Below are 22,147 nucleotides of genomic sequence, written 5' to 3' on the forward strand. Positions count from 1 at the left end.
TCGCTTTTTCAGTGATTTTTATCATATAAAGGTGAATATGTGGATTACCTGTGGAAAAGGGGTGAATAACAACGAAAAGTTATCCACAATCCGAGGTTATCCACATTATTTTGCCTGTAAAATGACTAAAAACAAGTCATCGATAAACATTTCCCTTCATTTTTGTTGAATTTTGTTGATTAATTCATTTCGAATATGTATTAATGACTTGTTTATGCACGCTTTGTGGATAGTTTGGGGATGAATGATTACGATTCCAAGAAAACTTTATCCAGTTTATCACTATAGAATTCTATGGCCTTTGCATAAGATTGTATTTCTCGATCCTTAGAGGTTTCCGCAATTATTTTCAATAAGGATTCCATCGCTAGATCATGTCGGCCCAAATTATAAAATGACATGGCCCTGAATACCAATAAAGCCCTATCCTCAGGAAACTTTGCCAGCCCCGCTTCCAATGTCCGTTTTGATTTTTCATATTCCCCAATGGTGCGATATGTGCTCCCCAGCCCTAGGTAGGCTCCTTTTGCGTCCTCATCCGGCAAACCTAGTTTGAGGGCAGCTTCATAATGGCGCACCGCCTTTACCTCTAGTCCAAGAATATCCAAACTCCAGGCACACTGATACTGTATGACTGCATCCTCTGGATTTTGCTTTGCCAAATCCATCAATAATTGATTGGATTTTTTGAATTCTTTCTTGCCCCTTAATATCAGTGCCCTTTCTAAACTCTCCATCGCCATTCCTCCATTGAATAAAATTCCTTATTGCCCCTATTCGCGAGTCCCCCATTTAATACCTTCTTAGATCGGCTGAGAAAGAGTAATTCAGAATTTACATGTAGGAAAATGGGAGTCTGGATCGGCCTCACTTTTCAATCGGATATGCCATTGTGAATAAAAAAGGATCTGCCACTTGGCAAATCCTTCACACATTTCAGTTCTAGATATTGATTAATCATCCAACTGGTTTTTCAATACTTTCCCCGTAGTGGCATCTATCACTACATCATATTCCTTTTGTCCCTGGTTTATCTCCAACTCGTACACAAGTATGCCATTCTCTGAATCAAGCTCTGCATCCGTCACTTGACCCTCCACCTCTTTCAAGGCAATCTTTTCAGCTTGATCCATGCTGATTTTTGCAATTTCCACTGCTTGTTGTGTGCTCATATCCTCATCGTCTTCGTCTTCCATCTCCCGAGAAAGAATCTCTCCTTTTTCAGCATCGACCTCTACATCTTGATAGACTTCATTCGTTTTAACGGTCATCTCATAGGTCATCGGCTGGTCCCAATCCTTTTCAAATTGAGTAACCTTACCGCCCAGTTTTTCTGAAATCATTTTGATAGCCTCATCCTCAGATAACGCACTCTTATTGACTGCATATACCGCAGTTCCAGCGGCACCGCCGAAAAGCAATACAGAAGCTATGGAAACCGTCAAGATTACCTTTTTCTTTTGAATGATACCTTCTTTTATCGTAGCCCACTGCTTTTTCATGAATAATTCCTCCTTTGAGTTGTTACCTTAATAATAAACATCATTCATGAAACGAACATGAGCGCTAGATTAGAATTTGATGAGAAAGAGTAATAGTCACCAACGTCCCCTCTCCCACTTCGCTTTGAATTTCCAGTTTACCGCCGAATGACTCGACAAGTGTTCGAGCGATGGAAAGCCCGAGTCCATTGCCTCCCGTTTTCCTTGCCCTTGATGAATCCACGCGATAAAAACGTTCAAATACATGCGGTAGATGTTCTGGTGATATCCCTGCCCCTTGATCTTTAACACCAATGAAAATTTCATTAGCCCTCTGTTTTATCAGGATTTGTATATCCGATTCACTATATTTCATGGCATTGTCCAATAGGATGACAAGCACCTGTTCAAGCTTGCTGGAAATGGCCATTGCATATATTTCCTTAAACTCGGATTGTATCTTTATTTCACGGTTTGCCGTCCTTCTAAATGTTTGGGCAATCTGTTCACAAAACGAAATAAGTTCGACTTTTCCTTCAATATCCTTTGAAGGTTCACTTTGGGAAGCGGACTGAAGTAGATGTTCCGTCAGCTGTTTCATCCGGATGGCTTCATGATGGATTGCCTCCACCGCCTCCTCCAGAATCGCCTCATCCTTCATTCCCCAGCGTTTCAATAGTGAAGAGTAGCTTTCTATGACCGTAATCGGTGTTTTCAATTCATGTGAAGCATCTGAAAGGAATTGCTGCTGTCGGTTATAATTCCGCTCAAGCCTTTCTATCATCCTGTTGAATGACACCCCCATTACCTGTAGCTCGTCCTTTGATTGATCCGAAAGCGGTATCCTTTTGAATTCTCCACTTTTCTCAATATCCATCATTGTCCCGCTCATGATCGATATGGGTTTGAGGATTAGATTGGCCAGCCATTTACCGGCAAAAATGGATAGAAGAATGACAAAAAGGGATGCACCACCTAATACGAGGGCAAGAGTCGATAAATTTTCAAGGAGGGTATCCTGCGGCTGTGTCACCTCGATCATTCCTAGCTTCTTCCCTTCTTCGGGATATGCGTAACGGTAGGTCAACACGTAATCCCCATCAGCTTTGCTAAAATCAAATCCTTTCTCATTAATGGATTTAACCGCTAGCCCCTCAAGGTCCTCTTCATCCGTAAACGATTTTATCAACCTTCCATCTGTGTCAAATATCCGCACCATTCCATCATCAGGGGTATACGGCTCCATTAAATCGGGATCACCGGAAATCAAATCTTTCGTCAGGATATTTTCTTCAATTAATGAAGCTTTATCTTCGAGCAGATCCCTTTCCCTCTCAAGAGATATCAAAAGAAAGGCGATTAAAACGATGATACTCAACAATATAAGCATGACGCTTAAAAAAAGACTGGAGTACGATTGGATTTTCGTCCGAATCTTCATACCGGCTCCTTCAAGCTATACCCTACCCCGCGGTAAGTATGTATGAGCTGCAAATCAAAGGGGTAATCTATTTTTTTTCGTAAATAACGGATATACACATCAACCACATTCGTATCCCCTGCAAAGTCATATCCCCATACATGTGTAAGTATTTGCTCCCTTGAGAGTACTTGATTTTTATTTTGCAATAGATATACCAGCAAATCGAACTCGCGGGAAGTCAGCTCGATCCTGTTGCCTTGCCTGAGAAGGTCCCTTGTACCAAGGCTCAATTGCAGATCATGGACCTTAAGTTCATCCTCTTTCCCTTCTGATTGGCTCTCACGTACATTTGTACGAAAACAAGCACGGATCCGGGCCAGCAGCTCTTCTATCTCAAACGGTTTCGTTACATAATCATTCGCACCATGGTCCAGGCCATTCACCTTGTCTGGTACAGCATCCCTTGCGGTTAGAAGAATGACTGGTGTAGATCCATTCTTTTTCCGGTAACGTCTAAGTACTTCTATGCCATTCAACTCGGGTAGCATCACATCCAATAAGATTAAATCCCACTCTTCGGATTCTGCCCTTTGCAGACCTGTCTTTCCGGTAAAAGCCGATTCAGTTAGATAACCCTCATGATTAAGTTCCAGCTGGAGGATCCTCGCGATTTTTTCTTCATCTTCTATTATTAAAATCCTTTTATTCATGATTACCACCACCCACCTCTTAGTGTACTGAATAAAAATGAAAATATCATGAGAAATTGAAGACCCTGCATAAAAATCCCATGAAATAATTACTTTAAAATTTTTGTGCATTTAAAAGGTCAAAAAAAAGAATCGGATGTAAAAAGTCCAAGAGGGTCTTTACAGACACCATACACAGATTCCTCACAATCATTAAAAATTTCCCCATAGCTAAATAATAAAAGCCTAAGTATCAATGGCTAACCATAATAAAAAGACTATGGAATATTTCCATAGTCACAGTTTGTCGACAAAATGGGGTTCGGAACGGCCTCATCCCGAAAAACTGGCTTGCCGAGACCACGCTGCCGCTTGCGGCGAGGAAGCTTGGCAGACAGTCGGCGGAAAGAGAGCCGATACCTGTAATCAACTGGATCGTTTAATAATGATCCAGTTCATTCACCGTTCCAATGCTGGTCAATGAATTCATCGCGTCCTGATTTCGCACGGTCCGCTTTATAATCATCTTTGTTTTTTTTATGAAAGCCTTGATGGTATTCTTCGGCAGGATAAAAGGTTTGGGCAGGAAGGATTTCCGTTACGATGGGTTTCTGGAATTTCCCGCTGGCTGCAACCTTTTCTTTCGCTTCAATGGCCAGCTTCTCTTGAGCTTCGTCATGATAAAAGATGGCCGTTCGATACTGGCTTCCCCTGTCATGGAATTGACCGCCATCGTCGGTTGGATCGATTTGCTGCCAATATAGTTCAAGCAGTCTTTCATAAGGAAATAACAGGGGATCGAAAGTGATCTCGACGACTTCATAATGTCCCGTAGTTCCCGTCTTCACTTCCTCGTAAGTAGGGTTTTCAACATGTCCCCCTGTATAACCGGATACGATTCCCCCAATCCCGGGTTGTTCTTCAAATGGTGTCACCATGCACCAAAAACAGCCTCCTGCAAATGTAGCTTTTTGCATAATGGTCAACACCTTCCTGTACATATGTAATAAAAACTAATATACCATATCCTAATCTTAACACTGTGTCTTTTGATTTACGAAGCCTCCAAGCCAATCGCTCCAAAAGGGATGTACCCTTTGATCAATCTTTTGACCAGCCCTTTTCCTTGAATCTTACAATAGCTTCAACGCGATTGCTTACATCCAATTTATCAAGAATGACCGAAATATAATTACGGACCGTTCCATTGGTCAGATAAAGCTGGCTGGCAATTTCCTTTGTATTCTTACCATCTGCAATTAATTGGAGCACTTGGCACTCTCTTTCAGTCAAAGGGTTTTCTTCTTCAAAAGCCATATCCACCAGCTCAGGAGCATATATGCGCCGACCGTCCATGATGACACGGATCGAGTTCGCCAGTTCCTCACTTGGACTATCCTTCAGCAGATATCCACCTACCTCGGCCTTTCTGGCTCTTTCAAAATAACCAGGGCGTGCAAACGTGGTTAAAATGATGACTTTGCATTGGTGGCCCTGATCCTTGATCTCTTCCGCTACATCAAGCCCGGTTTTAACTGGCATTTCAATATCCGTAATGCAGATATCTGGCTTTAAGCGATTAACGAGATTCATTGCTTCTTCCCCATTGCTCGCTTTTCCGACAACTTCCATATCCTCTTCCAGATCAAGGATAGAACCTAGAGCGCCAAGCAGCATCCTTTGGTCTTCAGCAATTACGATTCTAATCAATGTTAATCCCACCTATCCATTATTTTTTATAGCATTCGGAACCCTTATATAAAGTGCAGTTCCATCTATTGATTTAATATCCAGGCTGCCATTAACGAATTCAAGCCTTTCTTTCATTCCTTGAAGTCCATTGCCTTTAAAAAATTCTGATTTATGTGAAAGTCCCACTCCATTATCTTGGACTTTCATCGTCACTCCTGTCTGTAATTCTTCGATGACGATATTACATGAGTCGGCACAGCTATGTTTGACGATATTTGTCACAGCTTCTTTCAAGCACATGCTTAAAACCGTTTCAACAAACAATGGAGTATCTTGCAATTCCGTTGTGCCTTCCAAATTGAAGTCTATCTCTGCCGCTTTCAATATTTGCTTGACCCGGATGATTTCATCGCATAGCTTGGCCCCACGCATTTCCGACACCATTTCCCGTACTTCCTTGAGTGCCGTCCTCGCCGTTTGACGGATATCCTTGATTTCCTTCTTAGCCGACTCCGGTTTTAAATCAATCAATTTCCCTGCAAGGTCACTTTTCAAGCCAATCAAAGAAAGTTTTTGTCCAAGTGTATCATGTAGATCACGGGCAATCCGCTGGCGTTCTTCCATTTTGCCAAGCTCGGAAATTCTTTTATGTGCATCTTCCAATTGTTCTTCCAGCCTATCACGTTTATTCCGATTATAAGTGTTGAATGGGAGAAGGATCACGCCCACTACACAAATGAGCATAAAGGGAAATTGTGAAAAGAAGGTAGGGTCTTTCATGATGAATCCAATATTGACAGATACGATGGTGGCTAATAGCTGGATCGAATATAATACGAAAAAGCCAACCTTATTTTGAACATTCCCAATAAAGAATGCTAAAAAGAGTGAAAAGTAAATGTAGCTGAAAAATATGGTCATGGATATGGATATGACTATTTGTATAGCCGTCCATACGTATACGGGCCATCCCTTCGAAACGAATGAGAGACCATATGATATGAAAAACAAAATGATCATGACGATTCCAAAGACAGTCTCCAACATCGATGAAGATTTGAAAATGAAGTAAAAAGGAAGGATACAAAAAATGATCCAGACATAAGGGCTCAGCCCTGTGTTCTTAGGAAAGATATGATACCAACTTTGCATAGCGCCGCCTCTATTTCTTTTTCTCCTAGTATATACTAAGGTGTTTAATCAAAAAACCATCCAATGGAAATTGAATGGTTTTTTGATTAACTATTTATTTCTCTTGAAGACTTGGACGTTTATTATTGATTTCCAACTTTGATTTTTTCTCATTTAGACGATCCTTAATCTCTTTAAAACTTACAAACGTCTTGTTTTCCCCATCATAAAGGCGGAATCGAAGTGATTTTAAACTTGAACTAAGGGTGATTGTCGTTGCCTGCTGCAAAGGCAGGGTGGAATCATGGACTTTTTCCAGATTATAGTTCGGCACTCTTGGACTAAGATGATGCACGTGGTGAAAACCGATATTACCAGTTACCCATTGTAAAACCTTCGGAAGTTTATAATAAGAACTTCCATCAATGGCAGCCTTCACATAATCCCATTCCGATTCCTCTTCGAAATAAGAATCTTCGAACTGATGCTGCACATAAAACAGCCAGATGCCCAGGGATCCAGTTACAAAAAGAAGCGGTACCTGAATCATCAGGAATGCCTGCCATCCGATAGCCAAGCATAACAAACCATAAATCACCACGATTGCGGCATTTGTCAAATACGTATTCATGCGTTCCTTCTTTTTTGCGCCTTTTTTATTCAGACGATTCGAAACAAGGAATAGATAGAATGGACCTAATCCAAACATGACGATTGGATTTCTATATAAACGGTAAGCCAGACGTCCCCAGAATGAAGCAGCTACATATTCATCAACGGTCATGATCCAGATATCTCCTGTACCGCGTTTGTTTAAATTACTGCTTGTTGCATGATGTATGGAATGACTATGCTTCCATTGCTCATACGGAAATAATGTGACGATTCCGCTGATTGTACCCAGGATGTTATTCGCTTTTCTGCTTTTGAAGAACGATTGATGACAGCAATCATGGAAAATGATGAAAATCCTGACTACGAATCCTGCAGCCAAAACGGCCAATGCAAGGGTCAGCCAATATGAGATGGTTAAGCTTTGATAAGCTAAAAACCATAACAGGAAAAATGGCGGAAATGTATTTATAAGCTGCTTCACACTTGATTTAGTATTGGATTTTTCAAAAGGGGCAACATCTTTTCTTAATTGTTTTTGATTACTCATGATTTCCTCCTCATAAATATTATATAGAAACATGGAGTGTTTAAATGGATTGGTTCAGCTTACATATTTCGAATACCATAATTATGCCTTGTTGGTGTTTAACATCTTACTCTCTATTTAAGTATAGGAATAATCATTGATCTTCTATAGTCATAAACGTCAATTGGCTGGCATTACAAATGTCATATACTTGTCTACTTCATCACTTTTCACACGTATTTTTTCCTTAATTATCATTTTCACCCTTAAAAAAATGATAAATTCACTCAAAGTCCCATCAATCATTCCACACATAAATCCTGATTCCAAATAAATAAGCAGTAAAATATTCGATCAAAAAAAAGATCCGCCATCTGGCGAATCCATTTATTACTTTATTGCATAAACCCGTTCAGGCCGGCCTACCGTGCCATATGTTAGATCGGCTTCGATTTTTTCCTCAGTCATCAAGTGTTCAAGATAGCGCCTTGCCGTTGTCCTGCTCACCCCGATTTCCTTTGCCACTATTTCGGCAGTTAACCCCAGGGAGGCTTTCCCCAAAACAACCATCACCTTCTCCAAAGTCATCCTATCGATTCCTTTTGGCAGTGAAGTCTGGGCCCTACCCTTGTCATTCATTTCCTTTCGCAATAGCTTATCCACCTGTTGCTGCGTCACGGGAAAATTGCCCTTTTCCAATTCAGACAATTTAATGTAATACTCTTTATATCTGCGTAAGGACTGCTTGAAACGCTCAAATGCGACAGGCTTGATAATATAATCAAATATGCCAATCTTGATGGCCTCCTGGACCTTTTCGATCTCTTTTGCCGCCGTTATCATAATGACATCCATTTGTTTGCTTTGCTGCTTAATATCTTTCAAGATATCGAGCCCATTCATATCCGGAAAATACATATCGAGCAATAATAAATCCGGCTGCATGATTTCAATGAAGCTTTTAGCCTCAACATAACTTGACGCGATCCCGATTGCTTTAAACCCCTCAATCTTTTCGATGAATAGCCTCTGTATCTCGGCAATCCGTAAGTCATCTTCTACGATTAAAACTTCTATATCGCGAATGGCTTTCATTTAATCACCCCTCTGTTTTTTGGTATGGCTATAGTAAAGATCGTATATTCCCCTTCTCTCGTCGAAAAAGTGATATATCCCCCTAATCCATCAATCGCTTCCTGAACAAGGCCCAAACCTATACCTGAATTGGTTTGATGGCTTTTCGTCGTAAAACCGTCCTGGAAAATACGTTCTGTAACTTCTGAATTCATTCCTTTACCATTATCTTCAACTTCAATGATCAACTCTTTACCCAGATCCGTCACGAACAACGATACCCTTTTTTCCTCCCTTTGATTTTCGCGTACAGCTTCGAAGGCATTATTGATAAGGTTGCCGATGATCGTCACTAATAAATCCCGATCTATTTCGGGCGGAATATCTTTAAAACTGCTTTCTCTATCAATAGTAAAATCAATTTTCAGCTCGCTGGCTAAACTTACTTTCCCTAAAATGAACCCGGCAATAATCGGATCAGGCACTTCCTTCATCAGAAAGTGAATGAAGCCTTGAGTGACATCCACTTCCTTCGATATGAAATCAATCGCTTCTTTATAGGATCCCAGTTGGATCAGGCCTAATAGAGTATAGAGCCGATTAGAATATTCATGTGTCTGGGCCCTGAGCCCTTCTGCATACGCCTTTACATGTGATAGCTCTTGAAGGAGATTGGATAGTTCCGACTTATTCCGCAAACTTGCTACAGCACCGATGACTTCACCCTGTCCATTCAAAATGGGAATCCGGCTTGCCAAAAAAATTTCACCGTCAATCATGAATTCCTGGTCATACTCGGCCTGTGCCGTGCTGACCACATCCAGCAAATGTGTATGCCTGATGACTTCTTCAATTTTTTCCCCGCGAAGCATGACGTCTTTAGGGATATCCAGGATTTTATGTGCCGTTTCATTGACGACGGTGATTTTCCCATGAACATCAATGGCGATGATGCCTTCATGAATCGTTTCCAAAATGGCATGCTTTTCTTGAAACATCCAGGCAATCTCTTTCGGCTCAAGACCCAATATCGCCTTTTTTATATTTAATGAAATGAAAAAGGCTATTAATAAACCGCCGATTAAGATAAAAGAGATGGTCCATACTATCTTTCGTTGTATTCTGGACACTTCTTTTTCAATATCATCCTGAAGGTAGCCAACAGAGACTACACCAATGACTTTTCCATTTGCCATTATCGGGGATTTCCCCCTTATGGAAGGACCCAATGTCCCAGTCGACTCCGTGATGATGGATTTCCCATTCCAAACCTCGCCGTTATCCCCCCCTACCATTTTCTTCCCGATCAAGTTTGGATCCGGATGGGACAGCCGTGTTTCATTCTCATCTCCTATTACTATGAATTCCGCATCGATCTGCCTGCGAATCTTTTCCGCGATGGGCTGAATGATTACAGAAGGATTTTCCGTCCGAAAAGCTTGTTTAATCTCAGGCAGCAAAGAAATGGTCTGGGCAACCGACAATGCTTTTTCCCCTGTTTCCTGTTTCAGGTTATTTTCTAAGATATTTATAAAAATAACTTCAAAGATTCCCCCCATTAAGATGATTAACGTACAGATGCCCAGCATCAACTTGGTGTGTAAACGCATTCAATCACCTCTTCATACATCATATAAAAAAAAACCCCTTTAAAAAAGGGGTTTTCATAACATTCAGAAAATATCAGTTAACCTTCAATATTAATGACAACATCCTTCCCCCTCTTCTTAAGTAAAACCGGAATGAGCAGCCATAACGCCGTTACAATCAGGAAGGTTAGGGAAAGCGGCCGAGTGAAAAACAAACTGTAATCCCCATCGGATATCGTCAAGGCCCTGCGCATATTATTTTCTATCATCGGTCCTAAGACCAGCCCTAATACCAATGGGGCGATAGGATAATCATTTTTACTTAAGAAATATCCCAAGACCCCGCATCCTAATAATAGCAATAAATCATAAGTCGATACTTGTACCGCATAAACGCCAAAAATGGAAATTGCGATAATGATCGGAATCAAATATTTCTTTGGCGTTTCAATGATTTTTGCAAAAACCTTAACGAGCGGGAGATTAAGGATGAGGAGCATCAGATTCCCAATGAACATACTTGCGATAAGTCCCCAAGCCACCTGAGGATGATCTTCGAATAATAATGGACCAGGCTGGACATTGTACATCATGAGTGCACCCATTAAAATGGCCGTTGTACCAGAACCTGGAATTCCCAGCGTCAATAATGGAATCATCGCTCCCCCAGACGCGGCGTTATTGGCCGTTTCAGGTCCAGCCACTCCAGCAATCGCCCCCGTGCCAAATTTCTCGGGTTTTTTTGAAATCCGTTTTTCCATAAGGTATGAGAAGAAAGAAGCAAGAGTGGCCCCTGCACCCGGCAGGATTCCTACAAAGAAACCCAAGAGCGATCCACGGGCAATGGGACCCGCAGATTCCTTGAACTCTTCTCTGGAAGGAATCAAATTACTAATCTTCGCGATTTCCCCGTCATCCTCTTCTTTTTCTAAGATCGTCTTGAACACTTCTCCAAGGGCGAATAAACCTACTGCAATTGTCAGGAATTCAATCCCCTGATATAACCAGGGAACATCGAAAGTAAAACGAGCTATTCCTGATACATTATCAATGCCTATCGTCCCAATCAGCAAGCCGCAAACAGTCATAATTAACGCCTTTGTTACGGATTTTCCCGCGAGACCACTGACAGCCGCCAAACCTAGAATCATGAGCGAAAAATACTCAGCCGGACCGAATTTAATGGCAATCGTCGATAATGGCTGAGCTAAGGCAATCATGGCAATAAGTGTGACTATCCCTCCAACAAAGGAACCGATGGCCGAAATGGATAACGCACTCCCGGCTCTGCCCTTCTTCGCCATTTGGTAGCCATCCAATGTGGTGACGACAGAGGAAGATTCGCCCGGTGTATTCAATAGGATGGAGGTCGTCGACCCTCCATACATCGCTCCATAATAAACACCTGCAAGTAAAATGATGGCACTTGTCGCCGCCTGCTCTGGTGGAAGTCCACCTGTAATCGAGGCGGTTACCGGAATTAAAAGAGCCACACCGCTCATCGGTCCGATCCCAGGCAAAACGCCGACAGCGGTTCCGATCAATACCCCGACAAATGCAAAAAGTATGTTATACCAAATAAGTGCCGTTTCAAATCCCTGCATTAAATAAACAAAAGTGTCCACTTCCCATCCTCCTTTCTTTTATGAAAACCAGATTGGCCAACCCGGCAATGTTCCCTTTAAAACGTTCACGAATAAAAAATAGACGATTCCGGAAAATCCTGCGGAAATGATGAGCGATGTCACCCACTTATTCTGTTCCATCGTTTGAAAGCAAACAAATAAAAAGAGAAAGGTCGTAATGACATATCCTATCGTTTCCAGTGTCAAAATATAAATCAAGGTTGAAATAAAAATAATGATAAAGGGCTTATACTCCAGCTTTTCCTTACTCGACTCTTGTCTCCTGCTACGATACGCCTCATAGAACAGGCGAATGCTTAAAGCGGCAAGGACCAATCCCAATACAAAAGGGAAAATGTCCGGTCCTACCGAACTTCCATAAGAAGAACTGGATAGCTTCCTGCTACCTATCATAAACAGCACTCCGACAGCCAGAAAAGCTACGGATGCAAAGCGATCGAATTTCACGTCCATCCTTATCCCTCCATTTCAGAAAATAAGAAGAAGGTGAAAGCACCTCCTTCTTCTCCATTATTTTTCCATGCCTAAAGCTTCTAATAATTTCTGCACCTGTTTCTCCTGCTCTTCTAAAAACTTACTGAATTCTTCACTATTTTTATATTCTTGTTCCCATCCTTGAACTTCCACTTCCTTTTTCCATTCAGAGGTTTCAACTAACTTTGCAATGGATCCGTCCCAAAAGGTTTTCGCTTCCTCAGACATATTCTGAGGTCCAAAAACGCCTCTCCAAATCGTGAATTCCGCATCGACACCCTGTTCCTTTGCCGTCGGTATGTCTTTAAGATCTCCACCTAAGCGTTCAGTCGAGGTTACGGCCAACACTCTAATCTTTCCTGCTTTTAAAAATTCCCTGACACTGGATGCATCCGTTCCGATCACATCCACATTTCCACCAAGCAACGCCGTAATCGCTTCCCCGCCACCGTCGTACGAGACGTATTTAAGTTCAGTTGGATTCAAGCCATATTCATAGGCTGGAAGAATGGAAATCAAATGATCCATGGATCCCGGAGCCGATCCCCCCGCAAAGGTTAACTTACGAGGATCTTTCTTCACCACTTCCAGCATTGATTTCAAATCCTTGAATTCAGAATCCGCCTTTACCACTATCGCTCCATAATCTTTTGTCAGCTGCGCCAATGGAGTCGTATTTTTATATCCATAAGGACTGTTTCCCTCTTTTTTAAGGTTATTGATGATGACAGGCGGTGAATTTACGAAAAGCATGTCATTATTATCTGCTTGCTGTGTCGCATAATCCGCCATGAAGACAGCACCCCCGCCACCAGGTTTGTTTTCGACGGTTAATGGCTGGTTCACCAGTTTTGTCTCCCCCAAGACCTTTGTAAATGAACGGGCCGTCAAATCCCATCCCCCACCTGCACCCGAAGGAGCAACGATCGTAATGGCCTTTTTCGGATAACCTGTACTTTCTTTCTTCTCTCCTGATGTATCCGAACTGCTGCATGCACCTAAACTTAAAGCTAGAGAACCTGCCAATATGACCGCATAAATCTTTTTACGAGAAAACATATGAATCCTCCTTTTGAAAGCGTTTTCTTAATTCTACAAAATTATCTTCCTTTTCTTTAATTATTCACCTAAAATACATAAATTTCATAATCTCCATATTGTTCATAAAGTTTTATGGGTGGACATGTGGAAAAAGACTGCCCATTGCGAGCAGCCCTGCTAGAATAGTATTTTTGATAGATATACGACCATTGTTACCGTTATACTGCTGAATAAAGTCGACATCAAGACCGCCTGTGCCGCATATTCCGGATGGTTGTCATATTCCAAAGCGAATAATGCGCTGTTTCTAGATGTTGGAAATGAACTTGCGATAAATAACCCCTGAGCGACAGTCCCTTCCAAGCCCAGCATGAGAATGATCAGGAATGCGATGGATGGCGAGAGTATTAAACGTCCAATCAAGCTAAGGATAAGCGGCAGAGGGAAATGAGTCATTTTCAAGTAGGCACTCTGTGCACCCAATGTAATCAAGGCTATGGCTATGAAAGCACTCGCGATATTATTAATCGGGGTCCATAGGAACAGAGGAATTTCAAAAGAAGTGGCCTGTAATAGTAGACCGAGTAAAAGAGCATAAATGACGGGGTTCTTCAGGAACTCGCGAATGGCACCCTTGGCACTTTTTGTATGGACGGAAACGGAATTCATCAATCCATAGGTATAGGTCAACAGGTTTTGAAAAATGATCACGATGACTTGGATCGACAGGCCAAGAGGATTTGCATGAAAAACCATCTGACTGACGGGTAACCCGAAATTGGCTGAGTTATTCAAGACCACACTATTTTTAAACGTGGCAGAGAGACTTTGATCGAACCTGGCAAGTTTAGCAATCACTGAGCTCACGATGATGAGGCTTACTGCTTGAAGAGCAAGGAAGCTGAATATCTGTACAATCATACCCCCGCCCATATTGCTTTGATATATATTGACAAAGCTAATGGCCGGCATGAGCAGGAAGTTATTCAATTTAGACAGTGTATTCAGATCCAGCTTGAATTTACGATGCATAATGGCCCCCGCCCCTATAAGGAAAAAGACCGGCACAATGACATTCAATACGATTAGAAACAGGACACTCACTTGACTTCCTCTCCATTCCTTAGGCTAATTCCTGTTGATTTACATCTCCCATCTATCATAATGCCGGGAAAGCCATAATTAAAATACCAATAAATTATCGTTAACCATTCAAAAACGGAATGGCAAAAAAGCACAGAGGTTTCTGCGCTTCTATTTAAATATCACTCATGAAATCGACATCTTTGACAAATTCGACAAACGCTTTGACCAGTTTTAATTCCAGCGACTTTTCATGATATAACATCCATGTATTCCTGATAAGTGGATTTCCTTGCTTATCCTTAAGGTCCATTTGATGGAGGCTTTGGTCTTTCTCCAATAAAACACTAGGAAGGATCCCATATCCCAGTCCATTCCTGACCATTTCTTTGCATGTATCCCCTTTATCCACTTCCATACCCACCAAAGGAGGTCCTGAAAAATTGTCCCTCCACCAATTTTCGATCATTGTTTTTAAAAGGGCATCGGTCCTATAATCGATCCTCGGCAATAGGGGCAGGTCCCGAACTTCGATTTTTTCCTTAGAAGCAATACAAATCGTTTCCTCAAAAAGATGATGCCTTGATCCTGACCATTGATAGTCCCCCCGTACAATCCCGACATGCACTTCTTCCTTGTAAATGAGATTCAGTACTTCTTTACTCCAACCAGTAGTCACATGGAAATCCACTTTAGGATATCGTTCACGAAATAATCTCAACAGGCCAGGCAATTTATGCAGCGTAATATAGTTGGAAACACCCAGCCGTAATGTTCCACTGATCTCCTGACCCATATTGAATGCTGTCTCTTTTATCTGCCGGAGCCTGATCAGCATCTCATCTGCACAGATGGCCAAATATTCACCTTGAGGGGTGAACTGCACTCCCCTAGTTCCCCGCTCCACAATCTTCAGATTGAATTCCTTCTCTATTTGTTGAATCCGTTTCGTTAAAGAAGGTTGCGAGATATATAAACTTTGCGCCGTTTTAGTAATATTCCTATGTTCATGCAACACCTTTAAAATATGCCAATCCCTTTCGTTCATAACCCTTCCTCCGATACGCTTTTCCTTGAATGTTTTATTAAAAATGTACCATAAATGGCCTTTTGGAGATATCATTTAACAAGGCTGTTTTCACATACTTTGTTGCTATTTACCAGGTAGTGAGTTGTGGTTGATTTCCCCTCCAGATGCTCGCTTTCCGCTCCAATCAACCTTAAATAGTTTCGTTTTAAAAACAACAATCTTTACGAAAAGAGCCTTTATCAAAGACAAAAAAAGCCCAAGCCATGCCGGCAAGGACTTTCCCGTAAGCATCTTTCAAGCGGAAGATGCTCAGTCATTCAATTGAATTCTTTCAGGGCATGTATAGATATTCAATGAATCATTACGAATGAACCCGACCGTCGTGAGTCCCAACCCTTCAGCCAACTCCAAAGCCAATTCAGTTGGAGCGGACTTCGAGAGTATCAGTTCACAGCCGATTTTCGCCACCTTCAAGAGAATTTCCGATGATATCCGGCCGCTGAACACGATAGCCTTCCCTCCCATCGAAATACCATTTTTCAAGCAATGGCCATATATTTTGTCCAAGGCATTATGCCGTCCGATGTCCATCCTGCTTAATACGAGGCCATCGACATCGCACAAAGCAGCATTGTGGACCCCGCCTGTATTCTGGAAGGTGACAGCAGAATTTTGTAAATCCTTCATCAAACGGAAGCAGTCATCAGGAGTCAGCCTCACCGAAACATCATCCATTTTCTTGGCAGTCAATGCATCATTCACAAAGACGAAACCTTGTCTGCTCATTCCGCAGCATGATGTAATATACCGCTTATTTTGAAATTCCTGGAAGTAGGGATTCACTTTATCTGTCTTCACATGAACAAAGCCTTCTTTTTCCTGGACCCAGATTTCTTTTATCTCATCATATTTTTTGATGATGCCTTCCGAAGCCAAATAACCAATCACCATATCCTCGATGTATTCAGGTGTACAAACCATCGTGACGAATTCCTGGCCATTTATTTTGACAGTAACGGGATGCTCCGTTACGATCGTATCTTCCGTCCGCTCGATTTTGCCTTTGGTTATCCGGATGATGTCCCTCTTGCTTTCAATCGCCTTCATGTTCCCACTCCTTTTACTATCCAGGAGCCAATTGACCAATATGTAAGGAACATGGTCAATGCCCGTTGAGTTTGTCCGCTATATGCTTATCAAATACGAATACGGAAATCGCTATGTTCTCTTTAATTTTGATGTCTGAAAACAAATGGACCAGTTTAGCTCCAACCAGTTCTTCCATTCCATCTGGAGGACTCTCCGAATACACATCCTGAACCATTTTGGTTCGTGCTGAATGGACCATGTCCCTTCCTTCCTCCGATCTTGATATGAACATTTCCGTAGGAGTCAAATTCCCATATAACGTAGAAACGGCCATATTTTCCACGAAAACCGTGTGTATCCGTTCTGGTCCTTTACCGAATAGTTCCTTGCGCAGCTTACGAATCATATCATTGAATTCATGGATAACTTTTGACACCGTTACGTCACTCCAATTTAAGAAAATTAAGTTCTCAATTTTCTTATCATAAATCAACGCGAAGAAAAACGAAAGGAATTTGGGAATGATACCCTCCTTCCAGGATTGTTTCTTTTTATAATTAAAGGTATAATATCAATGATGAAAGTTGGGAGCATAATAGTGTACTGTTGTGTCCCTATCTTTTTTAAAATTATCCAATATGGTATGGATTGGTATATTGGCAAGCTTTGCTATTAAACTATTCCACCATGACCTACACCACTGTTTTAGAGCCGAAGGTGTAATCATGGTGGTTTTTTGCGTCTTTTTGGCTATAAAAGGGGGAAATATAATGAGCGATTCAAACATTTCCATCAAAATCAATGGGAAGGATTATACCGCTAATGAAGGAACGACAATACTGGAGGTCATCAATCAAAATGAGATAGCTCATCCACAGATTTGTTATGTTCCCGAAGTGGCTCCGATCCAAACATGCGACACATGCATCGTCGAGGTCAATGGGAAACTCGTCAGATCATGTTCGACAAAAGCAATGAGAGGCATGGATATAGCCTTGGACTCAAGCAAGGCAAAAGAAGCCCAAACCGAGGCCATGGACCGGATCCTGGAAAACCATTCTTTATACTGTACTGTATGTGATAATAATAACGGAAATTGCAAACTACATAACACAGCAGAATTAATGGAAATTGAACACCAAAAATATCCTTACACACCGAAAGTGGAATTGGGTGCCGTCGATATGTCCCATCCATTTTACCGTTATGATGCCAATCAATGCATCGCATGCGGGCAATGTGTCGAAGTTTGCCAAAACCTTCAGGTCAATGAGACGCTCTCCATCGACTGGGAAGCAGAACGCCCTCGGGTAATTTGGGATGAAGGAACGGAAATCAATAACTCATCTTGTGTAGGTTGCGGACAGTGTGTAACCATTTGTCCATGTAATGCATTAATGGAAAAATCGATGCTGGGTGAGGCGGGTTTCATGTCTGGTTTAAAAAGCGATATGCTTGAACCAATGATTGACCTTGTCAAAGAAGTGGAACCTGGATACAGCGGGATTTTTGCCATTTCGGAGATTGAAGCGGCAATGCGTGATACACGGACGAAGAAGACAAAAACAGTCTGTACGTTCTGTGGGGTAGGATGCACTTTCGAAGTCTGGACAAAAGGCCGTAAAATCCTTAAAGTCCAACCTACTCATGAAGCACCCGTCAATGCGATATCCACATGTGTCAAAGGGAAATTCGGCTGGGACTTCGTAAACTCGGAAGAACGTTTGACAAAGCCCCTGATTCGGAAAAACGGAAGATTCGTTGAATCAAGCTGGGATGAAGCACTTGATTTGGTTGCATCCAGACTGGGTTCGATCAAACAGCAATACGGCGAAAATTCTGTAGGCTTCATTTCCTCATCCAAGATCACGAATGAAGAAAACTATGTCATTCAAAAACTGGCACGGCAAATGTTCGAAACGAACAATGTCGACAATTGCTCTCGTTACTGTCAATCCCCAGCAACTGACGGACTGTTCCGTACAGTCGGCATGGGCGGTGATGCTGGTACGATTAAAGATATCGCCGCAGCAGGTCTTGTCATCATCGTTGGGGCTAACCCGGCAGAAGGCCATCCCGTACTGGCGACACGCGTTAAACGGGCACACAAGCTTCACGGACAAAAACTGATCGTAGCTGACATCCGCAAAAATGAAATGGCCGAGCGTTCCGACATCCATATCAGTCCAAAACAAGGAACAGACCAGGTTTGGTTGATGGCGGTTACAAAATATATGATCGATCAAGGCTGGCATGATCAAGAATTCATCAATGAAAATGTTAACTTCTTCGACGATTATAAAGAAGTACTTGAAAAATATACCCTGGAATACGCAGAAACACACACAGGTATTTTAAAAGAAACATTGATCCAAATAGCCGAGACAATTCGCGATGCAGACGGAACATGCATTCTCTGGGGAATGGGTGTTACACAAAACACTGGTGCTTCCGACACTTCGGCTGCAATTTCCAACCTGCTATTAGCTACAGGCAACTACCGTCGCCCAGGAGCGGGAGCTTATCCGCTTCGCGGCCATAACAATGTACAGGGCGCTTGCGATATGGGCACTCTTCCAACATGGCTTCCAGGATATCAGCATGTTACCGATGACGTGGCACGTGCTAAATTCGAAAAAGCTTATGGAGTGAAAATTGATGGCAAACCAGGCATGAACAATATTGAAATGCTTAAAGCGATAGAAAAAGGCGATATGAAGGCCATGTATCTTGTAGGTGAAGATATGGCACTTGTCGATGCGGATGCAAACCATGTTGATAAAGTGTTATCCGGGTTGGATTTCTTTGTTGTCCAGGATATTTTCCTTTCAAGGACAGCCCAATATGCTGACGTGGTATTACCCGGAGCTCCATCTCTTGAAAAAGACGGAACGTTCACCAATACAGAGCGCCGTGTACAGCGTTTATATAAAGCCCTTCCCACTATGGGAGATTCTAAAGCGGACTGGGAGATCACTCAAGAGATCGCCAACCGCTTAGGAGCGAATTGGAACTACACCCATCCTAGTGAAATCTATGATGAAATGGCCAGCCTGTCACCGATATTCAGCCAAGCGAATTACGATGTGCTGGAAGGCTGGAACAGCTTCCTATGGGGAAGCCATGATGGATCAAACACGCCGCTTCTTTATGTGGATGGCTTCAACTTCCCTGATAAGAAAGCACGCTTTGCACTGGCTGACTGGGTAGAACCTCATAAATTCCCAGCAGAATATGACCTTCATATCAATAATGGACGCATCCTGGAGCATTTCCATGAAGGAAATATGACGAACAAATCCAATGGAATCCAATCAAAGGTACCTGATATTTTCGTTGAGGTTTCACCAGAACTTGCAAAAGAACGTAAAGTCAGTGATGGCGGACTCGTTCGCTTAGTGTCACCATTCGGGGCCGTTAAATTAAAAGTCCTGATCACAGACCGAGTAAAAAATAATGAGCTATTTTTACCGATGAACTCAGTCGATAAAGATTCAGCCATTAACTTCCTGACTGGTCCTATCTATGATCAACGCACAAGCACACCCGCTTACAAACAAACGATGGTCCGCATGGAAGTATTAAATGCAAGCGGAGACATCCCATTACCGGGCACCAATCCGCGAAATAAAAAACGTCACCCTCAAAATGGTGTCGAGGTTGAACGTAAGTGGGCCCGTCCAGGCTATGTTCACTTAACGGATAAATAAACAAGGAGGGCGATGATCATGGCAGCTCCAATTACGGAAATCCATAATCCCATTACTGAGGAAGAAAAAAAGCTACAAAAATTAGAAGAACTGAAAACGCTGATCACCGATAATGAAGATGCGTTAATCAATATGTTTAAAATTGTCAATGAACTGAATGACTCGGGCGTATTCGAAGCTGCGACTTCCATGCTTCAAGGAAAAGAACAAATTGCGAAAATCGCTCTTCAACAAATCACAAGGCAACCTGTCACTAACCTGATCAATACCCTTATGGGGGCAACAGGAGCCTTGATGAACGCCGATGCCGCACAATCCACGAAACTGCTGAACAGTACACTTTCAGGAATTGATGAAGGAAACAAATTCCTTCAGACCGAAAAGAAAATCGGCGTGATAGATTTAATGAAAACGTTGAATGATCCAGACATAAACCGGGCAATTGGTTTTGGCGTCCACTTCCTAAAGGGAATGGGCAAGGAATTGAAGGAATAAGATCGGAACAAAGACTTAAGAGAAGTTCATGCTTCTTTTGAGTCTTTTTTTATCATGTTTTACGATATGAATAATGCAAAATCAAGTATAGTTTAGACAATTAGCCTCCTGAGGGCCTGATCACCTAGATATCACTCATCAAAAAAAAGGCTGTACACCTTCCCCTTATTCGCACCACGGCTTGTCAGATTCAATGATTGCAAAATCCGTGTTGCACTGGATGAAGAGGAAATATTTAAAAAGTCCCTCAACTGCCGATTCGTTATCGTCGAGCCTACTAGATAAAAATAATCTCGTAAAGCCGGAATATGTGCTTTTTTACTGGATAATTGGCATTGAGGGCAAATCCACATGCCATGCCTTCTAAATACCTGATTGCCCTTGCAACTCTCACATATCACTCCTTTTATAAGGTCCTTTTCGGTAAGGGTGTATCGTTCCAGAATGGCAAAGTCCGCATCGATATGGTGTTTATTCATTACGCGAACTGCTTTTTTCAAATCTTTTTCACTAAAACAGGAGTCTGTTATGGAATGGTCCATTTGATCAATTTTAGCGGGAAGTGCATCGCGATGGATAACTTTATAGTGGAGTTTATGGTTTCCAGGAGCTGTACGGATGATTGTTTGGGGATTACTGATGACAATTAATGAAAGGATGGGAAGTGAGGGAAAACCATTTTTCAAGAACCAATTGGTTAACTGTGATTCTTGACGGCTGACTTGTATGATGGGATCTGGAAATGCCGTCTCTTTGCCTTCTATCGTTCGAATGAGCTGGTTGAAATGCGGATCAAAATAGATTGCCCCTGAAATGTTCTTCACTTCAATAATAAGCGCATATTTCTTGGAGATTAATAAGGTATCAAGTTGAAAAAATCGGGATTGATCCTGCAGCCTTAAATCGTGGAAGATGTAATAGCTTTTCGGTTCAAGAAAGCCTAATGAAAAATCAATGGAACATTCTCCTTTATGGCCCGCTTCCCTTTTTTTGAGATCGTTCATTATTATAGGGAGTTTAGGGTGATTCGGAGGAAGCCTGTACGCTAATGCACGTAATTTGCGGATGGCAAGAGGAACTTTTCGCTTTTTTACAATCAATTTCATCACTCCAATCTTGGTTTCTCCCAAAGGATTCTATAGAAGTAGGAAATATTCCTTTAAATGATAGCGATTGTACAAATTATCTGCGAAATCGGGAATATATCTTCGAAAATGGAGATATATCTGCGAAAACTCCTGATTTATCTGCGAATTATACGATTTATCGATTTTTCGACAAAAACAACTAAAAAGAAGACTGTCAGTTAAAAGATAATATGTCCTGATAATTAACCATAACTTGTCCAAAATATGCTAG

Annotated in this window: 21 protein-coding genes; 3 read left to right on the forward strand and 18 right to left on the reverse strand. The window is 41.8% G+C overall.

Annotated elements, in window-relative coordinates; all coding sequences use genetic code 11:
- Positions 1-248 precede the first annotated feature (248 nt).
- The 4 genes from ACFX4L_RS00660 to ACFX4L_RS00675 form a co-directional block, all read right to left on the reverse strand.
- Positions 249-737: a tetratricopeptide repeat protein gene (locus tag ACFX4L_RS00660; RefSeq protein ID WP_377380762.1), complete on the reverse strand. Its 489-nt coding sequence runs from the start codon at positions 735-737 to the stop codon at positions 249-251.
- 216 nt (positions 738-953) lie between these two features.
- Positions 954-1,502, reverse strand: a complete 549-nt coding sequence (locus ACFX4L_RS00665; RefSeq protein WP_377403541.1) for a PepSY domain-containing protein — start codon at positions 1,500-1,502, stop codon at positions 954-956.
- 64 nt (positions 1,503-1,566) lie between these two features.
- Positions 1,567-2,922: a sensor histidine kinase gene (locus tag ACFX4L_RS00670; protein WP_377380765.1), complete on the reverse strand. Its 1,356-nt coding sequence runs from the start codon at positions 2,920-2,922 to the stop codon at positions 1,567-1,569.
- A complete protein-coding gene (locus tag ACFX4L_RS00675) occupies positions 2,919-3,614 on the reverse strand; it encodes a response regulator transcription factor (RefSeq protein ID WP_377380768.1) in 696 nt (231 codons plus the stop codon). Before ACFX4L_RS00675 ends, ACFX4L_RS00670 begins: the two co-directional genes overlap by 4 nt.
- 235 nt (positions 3,615-3,849) lie before the next feature.
- Here ACFX4L_RS00675 and ACFX4L_RS00680 point away from each other — a divergent pair, with 235 nt between their 5' ends.
- A complete protein-coding gene (locus ACFX4L_RS00680) occupies positions 3,850-4,077 on the forward strand; it encodes a hypothetical protein (protein ID WP_377380771.1) in 228 nt (75 codons plus the stop codon).
- On the opposite strand, the gene msrA is transcribed toward ACFX4L_RS00680, so the two are convergent.
- The 13 genes from msrA to ACFX4L_RS00745 all read right to left on the reverse strand — a co-directional run bounded on the left by msrA (position 4,049) and on the right by ACFX4L_RS00745 (position 17,019).
- Positions 4,049-4,570 carry a peptide-methionine (S)-S-oxide reductase MsrA gene (msrA, locus tag ACFX4L_RS00685; protein WP_125159752.1) on the reverse strand — a complete coding sequence of 174 codons (522 nt, stop codon included), beginning with the start codon at positions 4,568-4,570 and terminating at the stop codon, positions 4,049-4,051. The genes ACFX4L_RS00680 and msrA overlap by 29 nt on opposite strands.
- Positions 4,571-4,694: 124 nt before the next feature.
- Positions 4,695-5,303 carry a response regulator transcription factor gene (locus tag ACFX4L_RS00690; protein ID WP_061465526.1) on the reverse strand — a complete coding sequence of 203 codons (609 nt, stop codon included), beginning with the start codon at positions 5,301-5,303 and terminating at the stop codon, positions 4,695-4,697.
- 12 nt (positions 5,304-5,315) lie between these two features.
- Complete coding sequence (locus tag ACFX4L_RS00695; protein WP_377380775.1) at positions 5,316-6,437, reverse strand: sensor histidine kinase; 1,122 nt, start codon at positions 6,435-6,437, stop codon at positions 5,316-5,318.
- Positions 6,438-6,531: 94 nt separating this feature from the next.
- Positions 6,532-7,578, reverse strand: coding sequence for a Delta(5) desaturase DesA (gene desA, locus ACFX4L_RS00700; protein WP_377403544.1), 1,047 nt, complete (start codon positions 7,576-7,578; stop codon positions 6,532-6,534).
- A gap of 369 nt (positions 7,579-7,947) precedes the next feature.
- Entirely contained in the window at positions 7,948-8,652 is a 705-nt protein-coding gene (locus ACFX4L_RS00705; RefSeq protein WP_377380781.1) for a response regulator, read from the reverse strand.
- Positions 8,649-10,241, reverse strand: a complete 1,593-nt coding sequence (locus tag ACFX4L_RS00710) for an ATP-binding protein (RefSeq protein WP_377380783.1) — start codon at positions 10,239-10,241, stop codon at positions 8,649-8,651. The genes ACFX4L_RS00705 and ACFX4L_RS00710 overlap by 4 nt, the downstream gene beginning before the upstream one ends.
- Before the next feature lie 77 nt (positions 10,242-10,318).
- Positions 10,319-11,824 carry a tripartite tricarboxylate transporter permease gene (locus ACFX4L_RS00715; protein WP_375166270.1) on the reverse strand — a complete coding sequence of 502 codons (1,506 nt, stop codon included), beginning with the start codon at positions 11,822-11,824 and terminating at the stop codon, positions 10,319-10,321.
- 39 nt (positions 11,825-11,863) lie between these two features.
- Positions 11,864-12,319, reverse strand: a complete 456-nt coding sequence (locus ACFX4L_RS00720; RefSeq protein ID WP_284469289.1) for a tripartite tricarboxylate transporter TctB family protein — start codon at positions 12,317-12,319, stop codon at positions 11,864-11,866.
- A gap of 57 nt (positions 12,320-12,376) precedes the next feature.
- Positions 12,377-13,399, reverse strand: coding sequence for a Bug family tripartite tricarboxylate transporter substrate binding protein (locus ACFX4L_RS00725; RefSeq protein ID WP_377403547.1), 1,023 nt, complete (start codon positions 13,397-13,399; stop codon positions 12,377-12,379).
- A 159-nt stretch (positions 13,400-13,558) separates the two neighbouring features.
- Positions 13,559-14,485 carry an AEC family transporter gene (locus ACFX4L_RS00730; protein ID WP_089361927.1) on the reverse strand — a complete coding sequence of 309 codons (927 nt, stop codon included), beginning with the start codon at positions 14,483-14,485 and terminating at the stop codon, positions 13,559-13,561.
- Positions 14,486-14,639: 154 nt separating this feature from the next.
- A complete protein-coding gene (locus ACFX4L_RS00735; RefSeq protein WP_377403550.1) occupies positions 14,640-15,512 on the reverse strand; it encodes a LysR family transcriptional regulator in 873 nt (290 codons plus the stop codon).
- Between the two features lie 291 nt (positions 15,513-15,803).
- Positions 15,804-16,601 carry a formate dehydrogenase accessory sulfurtransferase FdhD gene (fdhD, locus tag ACFX4L_RS00740; RefSeq protein ID WP_377403553.1) on the reverse strand — a complete coding sequence of 266 codons (798 nt, stop codon included), beginning with the start codon at positions 16,599-16,601 and terminating at the stop codon, positions 15,804-15,806.
- A gap of 55 nt (positions 16,602-16,656) precedes the next feature.
- Positions 16,657-17,019, reverse strand: coding sequence for a Na-translocating system protein MpsC family protein (locus tag ACFX4L_RS00745; protein ID WP_096339376.1), 363 nt, complete (start codon positions 17,017-17,019; stop codon positions 16,657-16,659).
- Between the two features lie 334 nt (positions 17,020-17,353).
- Here ACFX4L_RS00745 and fdhF point away from each other — a divergent pair, with 334 nt between their 5' ends.
- Both fdhF and ACFX4L_RS00755 read left to right on the forward strand, forming a co-directional pair.
- Positions 17,354-20,293, forward strand: coding sequence for a formate dehydrogenase subunit alpha (gene fdhF, locus ACFX4L_RS00750; RefSeq protein WP_377380791.1), 2,940 nt, complete (start codon positions 17,354-17,356; stop codon positions 20,291-20,293).
- Positions 20,294-20,311: 18 nt separating this feature from the next.
- On the forward strand, positions 20,312-20,788 hold the full coding sequence (locus tag ACFX4L_RS00755) for a helical membrane plugin domain-containing protein (protein WP_377403556.1): 477 nt from the start codon (positions 20,312-20,314) through the stop codon (positions 20,786-20,788).
- Between the two features lie 131 nt (positions 20,789-20,919).
- Here ACFX4L_RS00755 and ACFX4L_RS00760 read toward each other — a convergent pair whose 3' ends face one another.
- Entirely contained in the window at positions 20,920-21,894 is a 975-nt protein-coding gene (locus ACFX4L_RS00760) for a nuclease-related domain-containing protein (protein WP_377403559.1), read from the reverse strand.
- Positions 21,895-22,147: the final 253 nt, after the last annotated feature.

The organism is Peribacillus sp. YIM B13482 (genome assembly GCF_042787975.1).
GTDB lineage: Bacteria > Bacillota > Bacilli > Bacillales > DSM-1321 > Peribacillus > Peribacillus simplex_A.